The organism is Nitrospira sp. (assembly GCA_024760545.1).
Classification (GTDB): Bacteria; Nitrospirota; Nitrospiria; order Nitrospirales; family Nitrospiraceae; genus Nitrospira_D.
Genome location: CP060501.1, coordinates 1,229,472 through 1,253,033, shown reverse-complemented (window position 1 = coordinate 1,253,033; position 23,562 = coordinate 1,229,472). Strand labels below are relative to the sequence as shown.

The window sequence follows — 23,562 nt, the reverse complement described above, 5'->3', positions numbered from 1 at the left end:
TAGTCGAACAGGTGGGCCATCAATCGACAGCGAGTCACAATTTTCCGATTCACAAAAAAGCTTTGTCTTTTCGTCACATCCCTGGGGAGATCACGAGAGTCCGAACCCGCGGGCCATGGCCGCGACAAGAAACGGTCATCATCTCTTCTCTTGGTGTGAAAACCACGACAGGCTGGGTGTGTTGATCGCCGACTTGGATTTCTGCCTAACCATGGCAACAAACGGATCTCATTTCTAACGAGGGGTAGTCTGTATATCCCCGTTCATCACCTCCATAAAACGTAGCAGGATTCGGCACGTTTAATGGGGCGCTTTGAGCAAAACGTTCCGGTAAGTCCGGGTTGGCTAAAAACAGCCGTCCGAAAGAAATCAGGTCGGCGTGTCCCTGAGCGAGATATGCACTTGCCCGCTCGTGGTCAAAGCCTCCGTTGGCGATATAGGTCCCTTCGAATGCATCACGGATTCGGCGAAAATTGACCGTTGGATGTGTTGTTTCTCCGTGTTCGTCAGCCTCGACAACGTGGAGGTACGCGAGTCCGACGGGGCTCAGCTGTTCGGCCGCATATTCGAAGGTCGTTTGGGGGTCCGAATCGTACATATTGTTAAAGGGATTGACCGGCGACAGCCGCACCCCGACCCGGTTGGCTCCCCAAACTTGTGCAACCGCTTTGACGACTTCCATGAGGAAACGAGCGCGGTTGGCTACCGATCCGCCATAGGCGTCAGTGCGCCGATTCGTGCCGTCGCGAAGGAATTGATCGATCAGATACCCGTTGGCTGCATGAATCTCCATCCCGTCAAAATCGGCGTCGAGTGCATGGATGGCCCCATTCCGAAATTGTGCGATGATTTCTGGAATTTCTTCCAGGTCAAGGGCTCGTGGCGTGACGAACGGCATTCGGCCCTCATAGGTATGAGCCTCACCTTCGGGTTTTATGGCGGAGGGCGCCACCGGTAATGCGCCATTCGGTTGCAATGAGGGATGTGAGATTCGTCCGACGTGCCACAGTTGCAGAAAGATGCGGCCGCCGTTTCGATGTACTTCCTCTGTGATTGACCGCCAGCCTTGTACCTGTTCCGCGTTGTGAATGCCGGGGGTGTAAGGATAGCCCGCACCTTGCGGAGATACCTGCGCTCCTTCGGTCACAATGAGACCAGCCGAGGCGCGTTGAGCATAATACGACGCGTTCATCGGCTGCGGAACGGTGGCGCGGCTGGAGCGATTGCGCGTCATCGGCGCCATGACCAACCGATTGTGCAACGTATAAGGGCCGACACGCACTGAGGAAAGCAGACCGTCACGAGTCTTCATGCGAGATCCTCTCTTTATGTGGTCCAGAAAATAGAGAACTGTTTAGCTTGTTCGGCCTTTGTGACTCCTTAACCCTTGCTTACTTCTGCGACTGTTGCCGTCGGCATCTGCTGGGCTGGGTCCAACGGCGACCAGCCGCCGCCCAAGGCTTTGTACAATTGCACAACCGAGACGAGATGGAGACGATGAGTGCTCATCAATGACAGTTCGGCCTCGAACAGATTGCGTTGGGCGATCAGGACGTCCAGATAATTGGCGAGCCCGCTCTTGTAGCGGAGCGTCGCTTGGCGAAAGGCAGACTGGAGCGACTCGACCTGCTCGGCCTGGGCATTCCGTTGCTCTTGGGTAGTCCGCACTGCGACTAACGCGTTGTCAACCTCTCTAAACGCGACAAGAACCGACTGTTCATACTGGGCAAGCGCTTGCCTCGCCTGCGCCTCGACGGCTTTCTGTTGGAACCCGAGGGCTTGTGCATTGAGCAACGGGCCGGCGATGCTGGGACCGGCGACGCCGAATGCCGTTTCGTTTGCAATGAGCCGGGAAAACTGGGGACTGGCGACGCCCAAAATGCCGGTGATGGTGAGTTTGGGAAATCGGTCTGCCTTGGCCGCACCGATTCTCGCCGTCACCGCCGCCAGCTCCTGTTCGGCCTGCACGAGGTCCGGTCTCCGTTGCAAGAGTTCAGAGGGGAGGCCGGCGGGGATCGCAGGCGGTAGGACTTGATCCGTCAACGACCGTCCCCGCGCGATGGGTCCCGGGTCTCGCCCCAGCAGCACGGCCAGCTGATTTTCTTTCTGGACCATCTGCCGTTCCAACTCGGCGACCCGCGCCAGCGCGTTGGCCCGCTCCGACGTGAATTGATCCAGATCGAGCTTGGCAATGACCCCTTCCCGCAAACGTGCCTGCGCAATCCTCACCGATTCTTGCCATGATTGAAGCGTGCGTCTGGCGATCTCCAGTTGTCGATCGAACTGCAACAGGTCGAAATAGGATTCAGCGACGCCGCTGACGAGCTGCAAGACCACGGCGCGCCTGGCTTCCTCGCGTGCCAGGAGATCGCCGCGTGCCGCTTCATTGGACCGCCGGATGCGGCCCCAGATGTCGAGCTCCCAGGCGAGATTGCCTTGGAGGTAATAGTTGAACGCGTTCGGAAAGCCAGGAAACAGAAATTGCGCTTTCCGTCCCATGAGGGGGGCGCTGCCCGTAATGTCGGCCTTCGGGGCAAAGTCCATCTTGGCGACCAAAAGACGAGCTTGGAATTCTTCGACAGAGGCGGCCGCGCGTTTGAGATCCTTGTTCTCCCTGAGCGCCGTCTGAATCAGTGTTTGAAGCGCCGGGTCTTGGAGCAGGTCCCACCATGGCAAGTTCGCGAACGATTCGGCTTCTGCCTGGGCAGCAGCCGACCTGAACGACGCCGGTGATGACAGGTCGGGCCGGGAATAGTCCGGTCCAACGGCGCAGGCGGCCAGGAAGATGGCCCCGATAAATAGACTCACTGTGCGCATGATGCTTCCTCTCATTTCGTCCCGTATCGGATGCTGGACGTGGCAGATTCTGATGCGGCAATTTCCTCGACAAGATGACCGATGCAGCAGCCTGTTGCGATCAATTGAGCCCCCTCTCGCCACAGCTGCTTCAATAAAACCTTGCCATCCTCTCCGACAAAGGTCACGCCCGTGAGATCCACGACGAGAGGAACCGCTCCTGCCGATCGGATGGATCGCCACTCATGCTCGAGTTCACCGACCCAAGGTCCGGTCAGGCTGCCCTCCAGTCTGAGTCGGATCGAATTGCGATGGTTCTCGGAAGTAATCTTAAGCATGCTAGGTATCCGTGGAACCGTCCTTCAGTTGTGAGCTCCCGCTGCGAGCAACTCCTCATCCTGGGCATCGATCGCGATCGCTTCAGGCTCCAGATCCCGCTGGTGTTGCGCAGCGATCAACGAGTAGAACACAGGGACAACGAACAGCGTGAAGAATGTGCCGACCGTCATCCCCGTGACCAAAACCATGCCGATGCTGTTGCGGGCGGCGGCACCGGGTCCCGTCGCCAGCACAAGAGGGAGATGGCCAAAGACCGTGGCCGCAGAAGTCATGAGCACCGGCCGCAACCGGGTCAACGTGGCTTCCCGTATTGCCAGTGCCTTGGTGAGCCCGCGAGTCTGTAACTGATTGGCAAACTCCACGATGAGAATGCCGTTCTTCGCAATCAACCCGACCAGTGTGATCAATCCCACTTGTGAGTAAATATTGATCGTCGTCAGGTCCAGGAAGCTGAACACCAGAGCGCCGGAGATGGCCAGCGGCACGGACCCCAATAGAACGATCAATGGATCACGGAAACTTTTGAATTGGGCGGCCAACACCAGATAGATCAGGACCACCGCAAAACCCAGTGTGACCGTGAGAGCGGCTCCTTCCTGGCGGAGTTGTCGCGATTCGCCGGCGTAGTCGAGGGTGATGCGTGACCCACCTGTTGCCGCCGCGGTTTCCAACACACGCAATCCTTCTTCTTTCGTGACACCTGGTTTCACGCCGCCGAAGATCCGGACGGCGTTCCGCTGCTGGAACCGGTTCAAGGTGCGCGGGGCGGTACTCGTTTCGATGTGCGTGAACGTCGATACCGGCACCAGCTGGCCTCCCGGTGTCTTGATCTTCAAGTCGAGCAGGGGACCGACCGTTGCACGATCACTGTCCCCGAGTTGTGGGATGACCTTATAACTGCGGTCAAAGTAGTTGAACCGGTTGACGTAAGCCCCGCCAAGCATCGTGCCGAGCTCCCGGCCGACCCCTGCCAGATCAAACCCCAAGTCGGCCAGACGTTCGCGATCGAGGATGACGCGCGCCTCAGGGAGATCGATCTTGAGGTCGGTGTCCACATACATGAACTTGCCGCTTTGCCAGCCGGCGCCGAGCACGGCGCCGACCGTGTTGAGCAGCTGCTCGGCCGGCAAGTCACTTTCCAATACCAGCTCGACATCGTATTGGCCGGGGGTAGGCAGCGGCGGATCTAATCGAGGAAATACGCGCAGGCCCGGCACCTGCGATACGGCGCCATAGACTTGGCCGTACATTTGCTCGGTCGAGCGTGTCCGAGCGTGCCAGTCTTTTGCGACCAACCCGCCGAATCCGCCCCATGCAGTGGTAAGCCCCCACGTGAATTCCGTTTCGGGAAATGCCGTGATCGCTCGTACGATCTGCAGGTGCTCACGGTTTGTGGCAGCCAATGTGGAGTCAGGTGAAGCTTCGAAGAAGAGGCTGATGTGGCTCTGATCTTCCACAGGGGCGAGTTCTTGGCGCGAAAACAGATACAGCGGCCAAGCTGCAACCATGATTAAGAGCGCCGCCGCCACGATGCCCCAGCGCATCGTCAGCGCCCCGTCGAGCAGCCGGGCATAGATACGGCGCACCTCGTCGAAGCGTCGATTGACAAAGGCGGTCAACCGACCTTCCTTGCCCTGTGGATGCACGAACCGTGAACTCATGACCGGTGAGAGCGTGATCGCGACGACACCAGACAGGACCACGGCGACCGCCAGAGTAATGGCAAATTCCAGGAACAGTGAGCCGGTGAGGCCACCCTGAAAGGCAATGGGTGTATAGACTGTGGCGAGCGTGATCGTCATTGCAATGATCGGGCCGACGAGCTCGCGCGCGCCGGCCAACGCCGCCTCAATCCGCGATTGCCCCAGACGGACATGCCGTTCGACGTTCTCGACGACGACGATCGCATCGTCCACGACCAGCCCGACCGAGAGGACGATCGCGAGCAATGTCAACAAATTGAGGCTAAAGCCGAACGCAAACATGAAAATAGCCGCCCCGACCAGCGAAACGGGCATGGCGACGAGCGGCACGAGCGCCGTGCGCACCGAACCCATGAAGAGAAACACCACCACCGCTACGATGAGAATCGTCTCCGACAACGTCTTGGTAATCTCGGCCAGTGCGTTTCGCATGAACATCGTGCCGTCCCACACGAGTTTCATGTCGATGTCCGTTGGCAGAGTCGGCCGGATGCGGTCCATCTCGTCGCGGAGCCGATGAGCGACGTCAATCTCGTTCGTCCCCGGTACCGGCCAGATCCCGAGATACACACCTTGCGCCTCGTTGTACTTTGCCACCATGTCCGCTTCTTCAGCCTCACGCTCGACCTTCGCGACGTCCTTCAGCCGGACGATGGCCCCACCCCGGTCGGCGACGATGAGCTCCTCGAATTCCTGTGCCGAACGAAGATCGGTATTTGCGAGCAGGTTGATCTGGGCGGAGTTGCCCTTCGTCCGTCCTACCGCAGCCAGGTAGTTGTTACGGAGAAGCGCACCTTGCACATCACCGGGGGAAAGGTTGAATGAGGCGAGGCGATCAGGATCGATCCAGATGCGCATGGCGATCTGACGGCCGCCCTCAATGGTCACCTTCTGAACACCGGACAGCGTCGAGAATTGCGGTTGCAGTGTACGCAAGAGCCAATCAGTGAGAGCCGGGACAGTGCGGTCCGTGGAAGTGAAGCTGAGGTAGAACGAGGCGTACGGCCGATCGGCCCGCTGCACTTCGATCGCCGGCGGTTCGGCCTGAGTCGGCAGTTCGGACCGGACTTGCTGGAGTCGCGCAGTCACTTCGGCCAGGGCTGCCGTGCTGCTGTGGTTCAACTTCAAATGCACAGTCACGGTGCTGACACCGGCCCGGCTGGTCGACTCCACGTAATCGACGCCGCTGATCGCGGAGACCACCCGTTCGATCGGCGTGCTGAGGAATCCGCGCACAGTCTCGGCGCTCGCGCCGTAATAGACAGTCGTGATGATGACCGAGGAGCTTTCGATCTTCGGGTATTGCTGCACCGGCAGGGTCATCAGTGCCCTCCAGCCTGCCAGCACGATCACGAGATTGACGACGACCGCCAGCACCGGGTGTTTGATGAAGATGTCGGTGAATGAACGCATGATATGTCCTTGATCCTTCTTCGACGAGTGATCGGTTCAGTCTTTGCTGACAGTTTGTGCTCGGGCCTGTTTCTCTGAGGCGTCATCCTGGGTAGCGACAAGCACGCCTTCACGCAACTTGAACGACCCTGACGCGGCAATGGTCTCACCGGCATCAAGCCCGGCTTGAATCACGACCTGATCACCGATCATCGTCCCGCTTTCCACTTGCCGCACGTGTGCCCGATTCTTGTGATCCTGGTCCGGCGCGATCACGAATACCTGATCGCCGCCGGGTCCTTTGCGCAACGCGCTGACCGGGATGGCGACTGCCTTGCGCGAGGGACCAACGGGAACTCGAACCCGAACCGACGCACCGGGGGAAGGAGCATGGCGGGAGCCGTCAATCCGTGCCCGCACCATGGCATTCCGAGTCGTCGGATCGACGCGCGCATCGAGCGCAACGATGTTGGCCTTGATGACGGAAGCATCGCCGGCCGCGAACACCTCGACTGTCTCGCCGTCCCGTAAGCCGGCCGAGACTTGCTGGGGCACCGTGAAATCCACATGTACCGCTTCGGCGACGCCTTGCAGCGTCGTAAGCAAGGTTCCTTCGTCCAAGTATTGGCCGGGGTGAACATCGGCGATACCGACGCGCGCCCGGAACGGCGCACGGATGGTCTTCTTGGCAATGATCGCCCTGGTGCGGGCAATCTGAGCTTGGGCAATATCCAGGTCGGCACGAGCCCGGTCGACTTCCTCCTGAGTGGTCGCCAGCTCCTGACTGAGGTTCTGCCGGCGATTGAGCACCGTTTTGGTAAGAGCGGCTTGGGCCTCCTGTGCCTTCAATTCGGCTTCTTCGACGGACACGTCGAGCGCGACCAGCATGGTACCGGCTTCCACGATCTGTCCCGGCGTGAGACGCACTTCACGGACAGTCCCGGCGAGCTCGTTCTTCAGCATGACCGAACGTAAGGCCAAAACCGTGCCGATTGATGTGGTGGTCTGGCGATGATCCATCTCGCGTGCAACGGTAACAGTGACGGACTCCATCGGTTCAGGTTGGTTTGCGGAGGCTGCGCTGGAATCTTGAATGGATTCATATTTCCATGCGACCAGCCCGATGCCCGTCAGCAACACCGATGCGAGAAGTAGAATTGTTCCGATCCAATTACGGCGATTCATGAGAGCTGCCCTCCAAATTCCCTATATCGAACACCATGCCGAATCTTTGCAATCGCATTTGCTTCGACGGTAACAGCAATGACCGTTCCAGTCAGGTTGGAATCCAATAATTTCACTTAACTATTGGATATAATTATGAATTGTCGAAGAGTAGGTATTGAAGACCAACGCAGAGTCATTGACGTGACGAAGTCGTTCACTCGTCAGATGACGAAATATCGACAGAGGATGGTCTGGGAACGCCGGACGGGAAGTACGGCTATGATGGACGAACGATACCGAGCTTTCGCATCTTGGAATGGAGGGTTGTCCGTTTCATCCCCAGCTTGACTGCGGCACCCGCAGAGCCGCTGAGGATCCACCTCGAGTCTCGCAGGACTTTCAGAATGTGCTCGCGCTCCGCCGCTTCAAGCGTCACAGCCGATTCAGCAGATCCCGTGGATGCTGACTTGAGCTCAGACAGTGCGACGACAAGGTCAGGGCCCGTCGACAGGATGACCGCCCGCTCGATGAAGTTTTCCAGCTCTCGCACATTCCCCGGCCAAGCGTAGGCCTGCATGGCTTGCATCGCCTGGGCAGGAACCGTTTGGATGCGTTTCTTCATCCGCATCCCGAATTTCTGAGCGAAGTGTCGCACCAACAGCGCGATGTCCTCCGGCCGTTCGCGCAACGGTGGGACGGTCATCGGGAAGACCTTGAGCCGGTAATACAGATCGCTCCGGAATTCGTGTTCTTCTACCATCTGACTGAGATCGCGGTTGGTTGCCGCAATGACCCGCACGTTGACGCGAATCGTGCGTGTACTGCCGAGCCGTTCGAATTCTTGTTCTTGGAGAACCCGCAGGAGCTTGACCTGCAGTTCCAATGGGATCTCGCCGACCTCGTCAAGAAAGAGCGTACCGCAGTCGGCCAGTTCGAATCGGCCCATTTTTGTGGCGATGGCCCCGGTGAATGCCCCTTTCTCGTGTCCGAACAACTCGCTCTCAAGCAGGCCTGTCGGTATGGCCGCACAATTGAGCTTCACGAATGTTCGGTCTCGACGATCGCTGTGATTGTGAAGAGCCCGCGCGATCAGTTCTTTCCCGGTGCCCGTTTCCCCGAGGATCAGCACGGTGGAGTCGGTCGCGGCGACCGTTTGAACTTCCTTGAGAACCTGTTTGAGCGATCGGCTATCACCGATGATTTCCTCAAAGTTGTACTTCGTCTGGATTTCTTCCTCGAGATACACTTTTTCCTTCGTCAGTTTATCCTTCAACGCGGCGATTTCCCGGTAGGCTATGGCGTTCTCGACGGCGATCGAGACTTGCTGCGCGACTTGGCTGAGCAGCTCGACGTCTTCCGGCGCAAAACCATCATCCTGTCGACGGCCGACGTTCAGCGCGCCCAGCATGCGTTTATGAGCAAGGAGTGGAAAGGAACAGAAGGACTTGACGCCACGATTGAGCAGGTCCTGCGCGCAGGGTGAGGAGCTCGCCATTTCTTTCAAGTCCGATTCCCTGAACAATGCGACCGTACCCGATGAGATTGCGCGACATGATGGGGAGTCGGCACCTTCCTCGGCTTCTCCTTCCTCAACGAAGCTTTCATTTCGTTCGAAGTCCAAGACATGAATGCGCCACTGGCCGGTCTCGCCGTTGTAGAGCAGGAGGCTGGAGCCGTCATGCTGGATAATTTTCCGCAAGCAGGTGCTTACGGCGGTGAAGAGCGCATCCAGATCTAGATGGGACACCACGGCATTGTTCACGTCCAACAGGAGCTGCTGCCGGTCGCGTTCACGAGTGAGCTGTGCCTGATAGTCGAGGGCAGTCTTGGAATTCAGTGTATTGTCGATGGCCACGGCCACCTGCTTGGCCACCTGTTGCATGAACTGGATTTCCCGGTCCTGATAAGCCCTACGCTGCAGGCTCCCGAATCCCATGGCGCCGAGACGGCGTTGTGCCGTGGTGAGCGGTACCACGCAGAAGGATCGCACGTCATTCTCCCGCAATAATGTCATCAACTTGGGGAAGCGGCTCTCCTCCATGACGTCATCGACGGTCATCGGTTGCTGCGTCTTCCACACCAATCCTCCGGGAGATTCATCGACCGGCAATTCCAGACCTGTTTGAATCGTGCAGGGCTCCGAGGAGACCAACAGCCACAAGCGCATGACATCGCGCGCCGGTTCATGCAGCACCGCATTGATGAAGTCGAACGGAACCACGTGGGGGAGTCGTCGAGCGAGATCCTGGAACAGCTCGGCCAGATCGCGGTGTGACGCGATGGATTCGGATACCTCGAGTAAGAGCCGTAGGCGCTCCCGGTCAAGCGTGAGGTCTTGGTGATGCAACACATTGTCCACCGCGACGGCGACCAATTGACCGACTTGCTGGAGAAATTCCAGATCTGCTTCATCGTAGGCCGCCTTCTGCAGACTCGAGAATCCCATGGCTCCCAAGCGTCGTACGGCGGTGGTGAGAGGAACGAAGCAAAACGAATTCGTTCCGTCTTCTTTCATGCACTCGGTGACGGTGGGCCAGCGACGTTCCTCGGCAAGATCGGACACCAGGATCGACTGCTGCGTCAGCCACACCGATCCGGCAGGGCTCTCGTTGACCGGTCCTTCATGCCCGCCCACAAGATCGGCCGGCACGTTTGCCTGAATGGTATGCAATCGCATCGTATGACGCACAGGGTCGTATAAAGACAGGCCGACGAAATTGACATGTACGACGCGGGGCAGTCGCTGGGCGAGATCTCGAAAAAGCTCGTGCAAATCGCGATGCGCGGAAATCGCTTCCGCCACCTCCAACAAGGTGCGGTACCGATCTTCCATCGTTTCATACAACCGAACGGCCGCCGAATTCATAGTCTTTCAGTATGGCGCAACGGATGTTACGGCTCAAGGGGGGTACAGGTTACAGACTCGTTTCATGGGATGATTACGTTGCGTGGTGTTCCTTCATCAGGCCAACGGGGCATGAATGCCCGGCGCGACGCCCCTCGGACTCTGCATTAAATCCGCGATCCCCCTTCATTTGGCAACAGCGCGCCGCCGTTCACTTTCGCGAATCATCTCGGTCAGATCCTGCGCCGGACGAATTTCCCATGGGCCCATTTTCACACCCGGATGATTCGACATCAGCTGAATGGCATGATTGAGATCTCTGGCCTCGATGATCAAAAGTCCTCCCAATATTTCCTTGGTCTCGGCAAAGGGGCCATCGGTGACGGCCACCTTCCCACGTTGGTATCGGAGGGTCGTGGAGGTATCGGGGCTCTGAAGCCCCTCTCCCCATACCCAGTGCCCGTCCTTCTTAAGCTTATCATCATAGACGAAACACGTATCGATCAGGCTGTTCTGTACATCAACGGACAACGTAGTCCATTGCGTGACGTCCAGGTATCCTAAACAGATGTATTTCATCGGCCTCTCCTCCTACATTCGTTCGACTGCTTTACCATGTAGTCGTTGGAACGGGCAAAAATCGACAGGGCAGTCCGAACCCATGATCTAGAGGCTGTTCGACAACAGATTTCCAATGGTTGCCGATGGGATCCACGTTACGGCCCTTGCTCTCATCACGGATGTTTTGCCGTCAGCGTTTCTTTTCTGCCGTTACGCCAAACGATAACCGTGATCGTGTCGCCCGAACGGAGGCTGCTCAATCGGTCTCTGATGACCAGGTATCCTGCACCGTCACTGGTAACCGGGATCCCTTGGACTTCGAGAATGATGTCTCCACCGACGAGCATCTGTTCCCCTTCGATCACGGCCATCATGGTTCCAGCCTTCAGGCCTATCTGTGCGGCAGGGGAGTTCGATGCAACTCGCTGGACCAGCATCCCTGCGCTCTGCGGGAGGTAGAATACCTTTGCCAGATCGCCGGACAGCATGTAGCTCTCGGCGCCGCTCCAGAATCGATGCTGATCGAGAAGGAGCCGGCGCGCAAGGTTTGACGTGACGACGAATCCCAATCCCTCGGAAGCGCCCGATTTGGATATGATATGGCTGACGACGCCGACCACTTCCCCCGCCATATTGAACATGGGCCCGCCTGAATTTCCCTGGTTGATGGCTGCATCAGTCTGAAAGAATTCCGCTCTGGACATGTCGCCGAACATCGTACGGGGTTTTCGCCTGGCACTGATATGACCGACGGTCAATGAATGACTCATACCGAGTGGGGCGCCGACGACGAAGATTTCGTCACCGACCTCCGTCTCCTCTGAATTGCCAAGTTTGACCGCTGTGACGCCTGCTGGGACCTCTTTGAGTTGCAGCAGCGCGATATCCGCCGCCGGATCCGATGCGAGTACAGTGGCGGGTGACTCGGCTCCATTGAGAAACTGAACCTTGATTTCATCGGCCGTCTGTACGACGTGCGCGGCAGTCAGGATCTTTCCGTCAGACGAGATGAGCACGCCTGAGCCGAGGCCCGGTAGGGTGGCCAACTGCATCTTCGGTCCTGTCACAACGTGTCGGTTGTTGGTTTCGACCACGACAACCGATGGATCCACTTGTCTGAACACCTCACGAAGCGACTTCGGACTCTCGGCCATGGAAAACGAAGGCCAGCCTGCCAGAACTACCATGAGGATGACGATACTGTACTTTGCCATAACGACCTCCAAACTAAACCGTAGCTTTGAACGACGCCTATCCTGGTTGTTGTGTCGTCGAAGAGGAATTGTTTTCTCCCGCGCCGCTCGGAGACCAGCCGCCTCCCAGAGCCTTGTAGAGCTTGACGACCGAGACGAGCTGATTACGACGCGTCTTTGCCAGCGCCAATTCCGCATCGAACAGCGAGCGCTGAACCGTCAGAAGATCGAGATAACTGGCTCGCCCTCCTTGGTAGCGGAGTTCAGCCAGCCGTAAAGACGATTCCAACGCTTGGACTTGCAGTTCCTGCGCGTCCCGCTGCTCCCGGGTTTTCTGAACCGAGATCAACGCGTCCTCCACCTCCTGAAACGCTTGAAGAATCGCCTTTCGATAGTGTGCAATGGCTTGGTTTCCCCGCGCTTCTGCGACTTTAACGTGATATCCGAGTGCGCTTGCGTTGTACAGGGGAGCGGTTAAGGCAGCCGCTCCTACAAATGTGGCGTAGGGGTTGAAGGACATGTCGGAGATGTTGACCTGTGCGCCTCCAGTCTGCCCGGTGAGCGCCAATTGGGGAAAGCGCATGGCTTGGGCCACGCCGATGTTGGCTGTCGTAGCCACCAGCTCCTGTTCGGCTTGGATGATGTCCGGTCGCCGCTGGAGCAGCTCGGAGGGCAGACCCGGCGGAACTTCCGGAGGGATAGGTTGTTCAGTGAGGACCCGTCCCCTGGAAATCGCCGAGGGTCTGTGCCCCAGCAGCACGCTAATCTGGTTCTCTCGCTGAACGACCTGCCGTTCGAGATCGGCTAATTGTGCCGCTGTGCCTTCCCGTTCCGCCACGAACCGGTCAAGGTCAAGCTTGGGGATGTCCCCTTTCTGATAGCGGAGCCGTGAAAGCCGAACAGAATCGTCCCAGGCTTTGAGTGTTCGTTTGGTGATGTCCACCTGGAAATCCAACGCGCGGAGATCGAAATAGCTCTCTGCCACGTTACCGACCAGGCTGAGTATCACGACTCGCTGATTCTCCTGTTTCGACAGCAGCTGCGCTCTGGCTGCTTCGACCGAGCGGCGGATGCGGCCCCAGAGATCCACTTCCCACTTGAGACCAACGACACCCGAAAATTGGGACAGCGTGGTGCCGTCACGCCCCGATGAGATGGGAACGGCGCCGGCGCCCGGAATCGGCAGGACATTGTTATTCGTGTTCCGGTATCCGAACGCGGTGCCCGAGGCGGAAAGGGATGGAATCAAGTCGTATTGGGAGATGGTCAGTTGAGCTTGATACTCATCGATGTTTGCGGCCGCCATCTGAAGATCTAGGTTTTCCTGTAATGCCGTGCGGATCAATTGCTGCAGCGATTCATCCTTGAGCAACTCCCACCAGGGCAAGTTCGCAATCGAACCGGATGATGCTTCTGTCATGCGCCAGGATTCGGCTTGAGGGGTGTCCGGTCGTTTGTAATCCGGCCCCATCAGGCAACCGGACAGCGAGACCATGAATAGCGCGGCGATCAGCAGTCTTGTCATGTCAGGACCCTCCCTCTATGCGACTGTGAACCGTCGCCACTGATGTTTGATGCATGTCCGGTTGGGGGCCAAGTTCCAGAGGTTCATACTCTTGCCGTGCGGGCCGGAGCAGAGATGTCTTTCGTCGAGTGAGCGTTTCCACGACATAGAATGATACCGGAATGAGAAAGATACCAATCAGACTCGCAGCCGTCATACCGCCGAATACGGTAAGGCCGAGGAGGACGCGAGCGTGAGCGCCGGCACCGGACGAGAGAATCAGCGGCACCACCCCGAGAATGAAGGCGAACGCCGTCATGAGAATTGGCCGGAGGCGCAGACGGGCTGCGGTCAGCGCAGCCTCCATGACCGTCTTGCCTTGTTCCAGCTCCGCCTTTGCAAACTCCACGATGAGAATCGCGTTCTTCGCGGAGAGGCCGATCAGCATGACGAGGCCGATCTGGACGAATACGTCGTTCTCACTGGCCTGCGGCGCGATCAGCTTAAGCAGCCACAAGATTCCCAATGCCCCGAAAACGGCGACCGGTGTCACCAACAAGACGCTGAAGGGAAGCGTCCAGCTTTCGTACTGCGCCGCAAGAATCAGAAACACGAACAGGAGTGAAAAGCCGAAGATCACACCGGCCGACACGCCTTCCGCCGCGACTTTCTCCTGGAACGACATGCCGATGTAGTCGTAGCCCATCTCGCCGGGCATCGTCTCCTTGAACACCGATTCCAGCGCCTGCATCACCTGGCCCGAACTGTAGCCGGGTGCTGCGCCAACGAAGAGCTGGGCGCTGCGGTATCCGTTGTAGCGCATCGTGAACTCCGGTCCGTCCACCGGTTCCATGGACACGAGGGTGGAAAGGGGCACCGCGTCACCGGACGCGTTCCTCACGTAAAACTGGCCGACGTTTTCGGAGCGGGTTCGGAACTCCCCATCGGCTTGCACGTAGACCTGCCAGACGCGACCGAATCGATTGAAGTAGTTGATCATCACACCGCCCATAAAGGCCTGCACGGTTTGGTAGACATCGCCGAGGTTGACATCCTGTTTCAACGCTTTCTCGCGATCCACCTTTGCGAAGAGCTGCGGAGCGTTGGGAATAAAGGTGGTATTGATTCTTTCGATTTCCGGACGCTTGCGTGCCCCTTCCATGAAGGTTTGTGTCTGTTGCGCGAGAAACGCAACATCCTTTCCGGCACGATCCTCAAGGATGAACGAGACACCGCCTGAGGTGCCGATCCCTGGAATGGCGGGCGGTGGAAATGCAAAGGCCTGCGCCTCTGATAGTCCGTCCAATTTGCCCTTAATGTGTTGATAGATCCCGAGCAGCTTCTCTTCCGGCTGATGCCGTTCCTCCCATGGGGCGAGTGTGACAAAGAAGAATGCGTTGTAGGTCGTGCTGACGGTGCTCAGCAGACTGAACCCGACCACGGACGTGGCGTACTGAACGCCGGGCGTTTCCTTCAGGATGGCCTGAATCTTCTCGCAGACCGCATCTGTACGCTGCAGGGATGCCGCCGTCGGTAATTGGACGTTCAAGAACAGGTAGCCCTGGTCCTCCATCGGCAGGAACCCGCTGGGCAGTTTCGACCCGAACCAACCTGACGCCACAGCCACCAGCACCAGGAAGAGCATCGAGAAGGCCGCTTTGCGTATGAGTCCGCCGCAGACGCGCACGTACCAATCAGTTGCACGGCCAAAGACGCGATTGAACCACCCAAAAAACCACCCCAATGGGCCTCGGCGCTGCGTCTTTCTCCGAAGGAGCAGCGCGGAAAGGGCCGGGCTTAGCGTGAGGGCGTTGAACGCGGAGATGATCACCGACACCGCGATGGTGATCGCAAACTGCTGGTACAGCCGGCCGGTAATGCCGGGGATGAATGCCGTCGGCACGAATACGGCTACCAAGATGAGTGCAATGGCCATGACCGGCCCCGAAACCTGTTGCATGGCTTTGAGAGTCGCTTCCTTGGGAGAGAGGCCGTGCTCGATATGATGCTCGACCGCCTCCACGACCACGATTGCATCGTCCACGACCAAACCGATGGCCAGCACGAGCCCGAAGAGCGAGAGCGTGTTAATCGAGAATCCCAACAGCGGAAACAGCATGAAGGTGCCGACGAGCGAGACGGGAACGGCCAGAAGCGGGATTAACGTCGCGCGCCAGCCTTGAAGAAAAATGAATACCACGATGATGACCAGCAGCAGCGCCTCCCACAGCGTATCGACGATCTCTTTGATGCCTTCCCGAACCGAGAGCGTCGTGTCCAGGGAGATGACGTAGTCCAAATCCGTCGGGAACCGCTTTTTCAGTGTTTCCATCAGCTGTTTGGCTTGGTCCATGGTCTGAATGGCGTTCGAACCCGGCAGCTGATAGATGGCCACGATGGCTGCGGGCTTGCCGTTCATGCGACCGATCATGTTGTAAGACTGCGCTCCCAACTCGACCCGAGCCACATCTTTCAGCCGCACCAAGGAACCATCGTTGTTCGCCCGCACGACGATGGACTCGAATTCTTCCTGCGTGAGCAGGCGTCCCTGCGCCCGCACGCTGTAGGTGAATTCCTGGCCGGCTGGAATCGGCTCAGCCCCCACCTGGCCGGCTGGATTGACGGTGTTCTGTTTCTTCACCGCATCCAGAATTTCGGGAACCGTGATCCCCAGCTTAGCCAGCACATCGGGCCTTACCCAGAACCGCATCGCATACTGTCCGGCGCCGAAGATGGTGACTTGCCCGATGCCCGGTACACGCGACATCGGATCGTTGATGTTAATGAACGCATAGTTGGCCAGCCAGATGTTGTCGTAGGTTTCGTTGGGAGAATAGAGGGAAAAGAGGGCCAGCGGGCTGGTGGTCGCTTTCTTCACGGTGACGCCGTAGTTCCGCACTTCTTGGGGCAACTGAGATTCGGCCTGCGAGTAGCGCATCTGCGTCAGAATTTGATCGTCGTTCGCTTTCGTCGCCACATCGAAGTTCACACGGAGTGTCGTCTGTCCAGTGCCCGCGTTGACCGAATACATGTAGATCATGTTGTCGACACCGTTCATCTGCTGTTCGATCGGCGTGGCCACCGACTGTTCGAGCGTGACGGCGTCCGCTCCCGGATAGGTCGCCTGCAGCTGGATTTCAGGCGGCGCGATATTCGGGAACTGGGCGATGGGAAGCTGGACCATGGCGACAACGCCGATGAGCGTCATCAGAATCGAGACGACCATGGCGACGATCGGACGATTGATGAAAAATCTGGCCATCATTTACTCCTCGGGAGGGACTGTAGATTGGCAATGGATGAGTTGTCGGAAAATGGGACAGGGTGAACCGGCACCCCGGGCTTCAGTTTCTGCAGCCCGTCGACGAGGACCTGCTCGCCCGGTGCAAGTCCCTGTGCGATGATCCACTGTGATCCCACGCGTTCACCGACAGTGACTGAGCGAATTTCAACGTTGTTCTCCGGCGTGACGACCGCGACCTGGTAACGCCCCTGTGTTTCGCTTACTGCGCGTTGAGAGACCAGAAGGGCGCCTTTGCGCACCGCGAGTGCGGTACGAACCTTGGCGTACAGGCCGGGGCGCAACACGTTTTCGCTGTTCGGGAACAGAGCCGCTATGCGGATTGTGCCGGTCTTGGCATCAACTTGACGATCCGCGAGGAAGAACCATCCTCTGTGCGGGTAGACCTCGCCATTGCTCAGGACCATTTCGATGCGGCCGTCGTCCCGTATTATTCTCGGATCCTCTTTTGCACGATATCGTTCCTGCACGAGCGAAGAAAATCTGAGATATTCCTGCTCACTGACGGGGAAATAGACTCGGATCGGATCAAGTTGGGACATGGACGTCAGCTCGTCGCTGGAATTCACCAAGTCGCCGATCTGCGCCTTGGCCACTCCGACGACACCATCGATCGGAGCGACGACTTTCGTCCATTCGAGATTGAGTTTCGCCTGATCCAGCGAGGCTGCGGCGGACTCTACCGAAGCGATTGCAGCCCGGCTCGTCTGGACGGAGTCTTGAAACTCCTTCTGGCTGATGGCGCCTTCCTGGGCCAGCGGTTCGTTGCGGACCACATCATATTCGGCCTTGATGCGCTGGGCCTGTGCCCGATCGAGCTCACCCGCTGCCTGCTTGAGCGCAGCCTGAAACTTGCGCGGATCGATCTCGAAGAGGAGGTCGCCCTTTTTAACGGTGGCCCCCTCCCGGTAGTGCTGCTTGAGAAGGTATCCGGTGACCTGTGCCCGGATTTTTGCGTTCACGAGTCCGTCCGTTGTCCCGATCCATTCGAAAAAGATCGGTACATCCTCCTGTTCGACCTTCTGTACTTGGACTTCAAGCGGTGGCGGTTCGACGGGTTCCACCGCCTCTTTGCAGCCGGCTAAGCCCGCCAGCCCCGTACCAAACAAAACACAGAACGCTAGTTGTCGAATATGTGAGAGCGTCATCACGGCTCCTACTCCATCAGTCGTCTTGTCGGTTTCACTATTTGGTTGTGGTCGGGCCTGACGAATCGGCCCGGCCTGTAATCTCTTCCACGATCGAAGTGTTGAGGCATCCCGCTGAGCGAAACGTCGCCCCTTGTTCCCACATCTCAGTCAGAAGCGCTTTCCCGTCGGAATCGATGAAGGTCACCCCAGCGAGATCAACAAGAACCTGTTTCCTCTGTGATCCCGGGACGTCTCGCCAGTACCGGTTCAATTCATCCGTCCATGGGTTCGTCAGTTTTCCTTCGAGATGCAAGGCTGTCGTTCCATCAGTTGTCTGTGCCGTAACCTTCAGCATACAGATCAGTCTCCTCTAGCTTGTGTTCCCTGACTTGTTTGCGCGAAAGCAGCCGGCCCTGCATCACGCCCTATCGACTATGCCGCGCTCCCGACCATCTGTTGCTTGGCCGGCATGAACGCTTCAATCGGCAGAATGTTATATCGTCGGCGAAGCTCTTCGACCTGTTCACCCATCACGGGCCAGTAATCCCAGCCGTTATTGAGATCGATATTCATCGCTGCCCCACGGCGGACGGCGACCATGGCCTTCAACGGATCGAACATGCCTGTCCGTGCCGTGGTAATGGGCGTCATGCGGATGCCGACGTGAAATTGCAGCAAAACGAAGAAGACGAATAGCCAGGGCTCACGCCGTTGAAAACCTGCGCTGAAGCAGGCGACCTGGACCTCTTCTTCCGGAGCCGTTCCATAACCGGACAAGACATGAGCGCAGTCATGAAAGAGGATCTGTTCAGGCGAGCCACCCTTTTCCCCCGGTAAGGGAAAACCGTTCGTCCGGCAATACTCATAGTACGAACGTCCCAGGGAACCGGTTGGATAGTGTTCCAGGGCTTGGTAGCGGGCAGCCAACTCCTTGTTCTCATACTTTCCCATCATCCCGCGGACGAACTTGTAGAGCCCCTTGATCCCCTCCTTGTTCCAGAGCTCATTGATTTTTGGCCGCAACCAGAACCGGCGCACCAGATCGAGGCGCAATTGAACAATCTCTCGGTTCAGGACATGCCGAAGGTTCTTGATCTCGAGAGCGCTGACCTCCAGTTCCTGCGCAAATTGCTCGACCAGATTGACCTCCGCCTCATCCGGTTTTCCGTCGATCAGGGACACCACGATCAATCCCTGCACCAGTTGTTTTCTCAGTTGGGGATCGGGAAGCGCCTGGGCCAGTTCCATGGGTGTAATGGGAATCAATTCCTCGATGTCATAGGTCGTACCGATGACCTGCTGGACTGATGACAGCATGTGTCGCTCGGATTCATTCAGCACTCCGTCCGCCATGGCAATCGTTTTCATGGCGCGCAACCCCCAGTACGCTTGTTCATGATTCGGCATTTTCAGTTCCATTGTGACCTCCTTGATCGCGATCATCGATCGCCTTGAGTTGTTTGGTTTCAGAAATGAAGTATGTCCATCCAGCCGGCCTTTGGCTCGACACAGTTCGCGTCACCACGGGTGCCGCAGAGCCGATAAGCGGAGGAGTCAGCCCAATAATTTAGGCTGTTTTTTACATCGCCCCATGAATTGAACACTTCTCTATCGAGCAGGTTTTGCCCGCCGACTCGCCGGTCCACTCCCACTTCGAGTAATTCTCCCGTGACGGCGTCGGTGATTGTGAACTCGGCCGTGACTTCTCCTGCGAATGCAGGTTTCCCCCGTGTCACCGCCCACAAGGTATTCGCTGCTTGGAGTTGCCAGACGGCTTTGGTGAGTACGGCTAGCGTCATCCAAGATTGCTCGGCGTGCGTAATCGACACACGATATCGCATGGTGCCGGCGGTAGGCGTGTCGGTTATTTGATATTGCTTCGACAGATTCTCTCGGAGTTTGGCGTAAAAACTCTCTGTTAATTTCTTGAGGTCGTCGCGTTGTTCGGCGTTGAGTGTCGACACGAAGTCGTCACTGATCACGACCGGCTCAATGAGAATCTTGTCGTATGCGCGCCAGTTGGCCACCGGGTTGCGGTATCCCTTGAGTGCGGCACGATCGTCCTTCACATCGGTAAGCAGCGCCTGATGTTCAGTGATGGGACCGTGTTGTTGAACGTCGCGTGCATGCATGGTGGAGACGCAACCTGTCGTGAGTACCGCCAACGCACCGAAGAGCATCATCTGTGTGGGAACCATGATCTGTCCTTTCTATGAGTTCGAATGTTGAGTGCCGATGTCGCTGTTGTCTTCGGTGGAGGGTCATAGCAGGAGGCATTCCAGTATGGCGGCGCTTACCAGACTCATTCATAAATGATTGAAAGTATGACTGAATATGTGAGTATTTAGGAGATTTGATGGACTGAAGCCGTCGCGGTGCCGAAAGCCGAAGTGCCGAAATATCGGTAATTACCGAAATGTCGGTACTAGGGCCGGCGAGAGATTCCGAGCTTGATCATCTTCGATTGGAGAGTGGATCGCTTCATGCCGAGCAGGGTCGCTGCACCGGATGGACCGGCTATCACCCAATTGGATTCCTGGAGGGCACGCAGAATATGATCGCGTTCCGCCTCGTGCAGCGTCGCAACCGCTGACGGACTCTCGCGTGCTGCAATCTTGAGTTCACCAAGCGGGACGGTCAACTCGGTGCCTTGGGAGAGAATCACGGCGCGCTCGATGAGATTTTCCAGTTCACGAACGTTGCCTGGCCAACGATACCGACAGAGGGCATCCATCGTATCGGAGGGAATCCGTTCGACGCGCTTTTCCATTTGGCGTGAGAGCCGCTGCGTAAAGTAGCGGACGAGGAGTGGAATATCTCCGGCTCGCTCACGAAGCGAAGGACTCACGATAGGAAACACATTCAGGCGGTAATAGAGATCGCTGCGAAACTGCTTCTGCTCCACCATCTCCAGAAGATCGCGGTTGGTGGCTGCAAGCAACCGGACCTTGACTTTAATGGTTCTCGTGCTGCCGAGTCGTTCAAATTCCTGTTCCTGCAGGACGCGAAGCAGCTTCGACTGCAGTTCCAGGGGAATGTCTCCCACCTCATCGAGAAATAGGGTTCCACCGTCCGCGAGTTCGAATCGCCCGACTTTCGTGGCAATTGCTCCGGTAAAGGCGCCTTTCTCGTGACCGAATAACTCACTTTCGAGTAATCCCGTGGGAATTGCCGCGCAGTTCAGCTTGACGAAGGTTCCTTCCCGCCGCTTGCTCCGATCATGGATGGCTCGGGCGAGCAATTCCTTGCCTGTACCGGTCTCGCCCAGAATCAGGACCGTGGAATCGGTGGGCGCCACAATTCCCACCTGCTTTAGTACCTGCTTGATTGGAGCGCTCTCGCCGACGATCTCTTCAAAATCGCTTCGAATCTCATCTTCGAGATAGAGCTTCTCCTGCGCAAGCTTATCCTTCAAGTCGGCAATCTGGCCATACGCGACGGCATTCTCAATTGCAATGGCCACTTGCGTGCCGAACTGCATCAAGAAATCGACCTCCTCCGCCGTGTAGGCGATCTCCTCCTTTCTCCCCAATCCCATATTTCCGAGGACTTGCCCACGGTGGAGCAGAGGTACGATACAGCCGCCGACGATCCCCAGGTCCTGCAGAACTTTTGCCTCCCTCGGAAACTCGCTTGAGTCAAGCCGGGCAGCGACTATAGGTGTCCCTGACCGAAACACCTTGCCTTCAAGTGTCCCCTCCACGGGTTGCCACTGGTTGTCCGGCAGGGTCCAGCGGCTGTCGAAAAAATCCATGACGTACGTTTGAAGCTGAGTCCGTTCCGGATTAGGCAGATGAACTGTCACGAGATCGCATTGCATGACCCGGCGGACACCGGCCACGGTCGCTTGAAGGAGATCGCGAAGTTCCAAGTTGGACGTCAAATTGTTCGCCACGTCGATGAGCAACCGCAGCCGATCGCGTTCTTTCATGAATTGCCGTTTCGCAGCCTGTGCGCTCTCGAAATTCAACGTGTTCTCGACCGCGATCGCGACCTGCGTCCCGATATTGCCGAGCAACTCTGCATCTTGCTCGCTGAACGCATTCTCGCTAAGACTCACCACGCTGAGCGTACCCAATGCTCGCCCGTGCGCAAGGAGGGGAACCGCACAGCCGGATTTTAATCCTGCAGCTGCCCCCCGTTTGACGACCTCCGCAGAAAACTCTACAAGGCTCAATTTCTTGATAAGAACCGGCTTTTGAGAAGTGAATGCCATCCCTTCCGGGGTTCCTTCTAGCGGAATAGGATCGCCGATCCCACCAAACCCTTGATTGCTCGGGAAATCCAATGAATGGCCTCGCAGCTGGTTGGTGGCGGCATCATAAATACAAAATGCTGCGAGATCGTGAGGGATGACGCGATGGAGGCACGCTGAGATCGACTTGAGAAGTTCTCCCAAATCGAGTTGCGAGACCACAGCGTTGTTTATTTCCAACATGAGCCGCTCACGCTCAAATCGGCGTTGTGCCTCCTCCTCTGCCTGGTGTGCACGTTCGAAGCTCAGCGCATTTTCCGTCGCAATGGCAATCTGGTCTGCGATCTGACAGAGCAACTGCTGACTTTCTTTAGGGAACGCGTCCTCCCGAAAACTGAGAAGACCCAGCACGCCGAGTTTGCGGCCCTGCATGATCAGCGGCACACAGCCGCCGGCATTGAACCCGTGATCATAAAAACGTCGTTTGGATTCAGGGAAGGCCTCTGCCTCACTAGCGCGATTGATGAGGATGGGTCGGCCCGAAGTGAGAGCCAGGCCGCCGATGCTGCCTTCGGCCGGAATCGTCGCCCCTGCTTCCATCGGCGGTATCGTATCCGGCAAGTCGTAATAATAGACTCGAAAACACGCCGACTCTGGCTCATAAAGCGAGAGGCCCACGGCATTGATTTCTAAAGCTTCGCAGAGGGAAGAAGAAATGACCCGTACCAGTTCTCGCAAATCGAGTTGCGAGACGACAGCGTTATTGATTTCCAACATCAGCCGCTCACGCTCGAACCTGCGTCTCGCGTCCTCCTCTGCCTGGTGCGCACGCTCGAAGTTCAGAGTGTTTTCAACCGCAACGGCGACTTGCTTGGCGACCTGTTGCAGGAAGTCGAGCTCCGCTCCTTCATAGTGATGTTCCTCCTTGCTCCCAACTCCCATCGCGCCTAGCCGTCGGCGTGCGGTTGTGAGCGGAACCACGCAGAACGATTTGATGCCAGCCAGCCGAACCATCGGCATCACTTTGGGAAATCGAGTTTCTTGGTCGACGTTCGTGCAGACAAGAGGCTCCTGATGTTGCAAGACCCACCCACCTGGAACATCCTCGACGGGTTGTTCCATTCCTGGAGCGAGCGGGCCTGGTCCCACGTGCTCAAGGATATGCATCTGCAGCGTATTACGATCAGGGTTATGCAACGCCATGGAAATGGATGAGCAAGTGATGATTCGAGGCAGGCGTTGGAGAAGATCGCGGAACAGCCCGGCCAAGTCGTGGTGTACCGCGATGGACTCTGTAACTTCGAGGAGGGCGCGATACTGAGCCGGCTCAGATCCGATGATGGCCCCTGGTAATCGCTCATTCATAGCGACGACGTGGTTGCCTGTTCGGAGCGTTGAGAAGCAGGCGGTGTAGCCTTACCGGGATACTCAAAATA

The 23,562-nt window shown here is 57.4% G+C and carries 15 protein-coding genes; all 15 read right to left on the bottom strand.

Going from position 1 to position 23,562, the window contains the following annotated elements; all coding sequences use genetic code 11:
* Window positions 1-205: 205 nt before the first annotated feature.
* Window positions 206-1,312, bottom strand: coding sequence for an alkene reductase (locus tag H8K03_05945; GenBank protein ID UVT21452.1), 1,107 nt, complete (start codon window positions 1,310-1,312; stop codon window positions 206-208).
* Window positions 1,313-1,380: 68 nt separating this feature from the next.
* The gene (locus H8K03_05940) at window positions 1,381-2,817 is read right to left on the bottom strand and encodes an efflux transporter outer membrane subunit (protein ID UVT21451.1); all 1,437 of its coding nucleotides are present in this window, start codon (window positions 2,815-2,817) and stop codon (window positions 1,381-1,383) included.
* 11 nt (window positions 2,818-2,828) lie between these two features.
* On the bottom strand, window positions 2,829-3,134 hold the full coding sequence (locus H8K03_05935) for a hypothetical protein (protein ID UVT21450.1): 306 nt from the start codon (window positions 3,132-3,134) through the stop codon (window positions 2,829-2,831).
* A 24-nt stretch (window positions 3,135-3,158) separates the two neighbouring features.
* Entirely contained in the window at window positions 3,159-6,251 is a 3,093-nt protein-coding gene (locus tag H8K03_05930; GenBank protein UVT21449.1) for an efflux RND transporter permease subunit, read from the bottom strand.
* Between the two features lie 36 nt (window positions 6,252-6,287).
* The gene (locus H8K03_05925; protein ID UVT21448.1) at window positions 6,288-7,415 is read right to left on the bottom strand and encodes an efflux RND transporter periplasmic adaptor subunit; all 1,128 of its coding nucleotides are present in this window, start codon (window positions 7,413-7,415) and stop codon (window positions 6,288-6,290) included.
* Between the two features lie 259 nt (window positions 7,416-7,674).
* Window positions 7,675-10,263, bottom strand: coding sequence for a sigma 54-interacting transcriptional regulator (locus H8K03_05920; GenBank protein ID UVT21447.1), 2,589 nt, complete (start codon window positions 10,261-10,263; stop codon window positions 7,675-7,677).
* A 165-nt stretch (window positions 10,264-10,428) separates the two neighbouring features.
* Window positions 10,429-10,821, bottom strand: a complete 393-nt coding sequence (locus H8K03_05915) for a YciI family protein (GenBank protein ID UVT21446.1) — start codon at window positions 10,819-10,821, stop codon at window positions 10,429-10,431.
* Window positions 10,822-10,976: 155 nt separating this feature from the next.
* Window positions 10,977-12,017, bottom strand: coding sequence for a trypsin-like peptidase domain-containing protein (locus H8K03_05910; GenBank protein UVT21445.1), 1,041 nt, complete (start codon window positions 12,015-12,017; stop codon window positions 10,977-10,979).
* Between the two features lie 37 nt (window positions 12,018-12,054).
* Window positions 12,055-13,521, bottom strand: coding sequence for an efflux transporter outer membrane subunit (locus H8K03_05905; GenBank protein UVT21444.1), 1,467 nt, complete (start codon window positions 13,519-13,521; stop codon window positions 12,055-12,057).
* Between the two features lies 1 nt (window position 13,522).
* A complete protein-coding gene (locus H8K03_05900; GenBank protein UVT22383.1) occupies window positions 13,523-16,762 on the bottom strand; it encodes a multidrug efflux RND transporter permease subunit in 3,240 nt (1,079 codons plus the stop codon).
* On the bottom strand, window positions 16,762-17,949 hold the full coding sequence (locus tag H8K03_05895) for an efflux RND transporter periplasmic adaptor subunit (GenBank protein ID UVT21443.1): 1,188 nt from the start codon (window positions 17,947-17,949) through the stop codon (window positions 16,762-16,764). The genes H8K03_05900 and H8K03_05895 overlap by 1 nt, the downstream gene beginning before the upstream one ends.
* A gap of 37 nt (window positions 17,950-17,986) precedes the next feature.
* The gene (locus H8K03_05890; protein ID UVT21442.1) at window positions 17,987-18,286 is read right to left on the bottom strand and encodes a hypothetical protein; all 300 of its coding nucleotides are present in this window, start codon (window positions 18,284-18,286) and stop codon (window positions 17,987-17,989) included.
* Window positions 18,287-18,363: 77 nt separating this feature from the next.
* A complete protein-coding gene (locus tag H8K03_05885) occupies window positions 18,364-19,350 on the bottom strand; it encodes a TerB family tellurite resistance protein (GenBank protein ID UVT21441.1) in 987 nt (328 codons plus the stop codon).
* 47 nt (window positions 19,351-19,397) lie between these two features.
* Window positions 19,398-20,129, bottom strand: a complete 732-nt coding sequence (locus tag H8K03_05880; protein UVT21440.1) for a DUF3313 domain-containing protein — start codon at window positions 20,127-20,129, stop codon at window positions 19,398-19,400.
* Between the two features lie 227 nt (window positions 20,130-20,356).
* Window positions 20,357-23,491: a sigma 54-interacting transcriptional regulator gene (locus H8K03_05875; GenBank protein ID UVT21439.1), complete on the bottom strand. Its 3,135-nt coding sequence runs from the start codon at window positions 23,489-23,491 to the stop codon at window positions 20,357-20,359.
* Window positions 23,492-23,562: the final 71 nt, after the last annotated feature.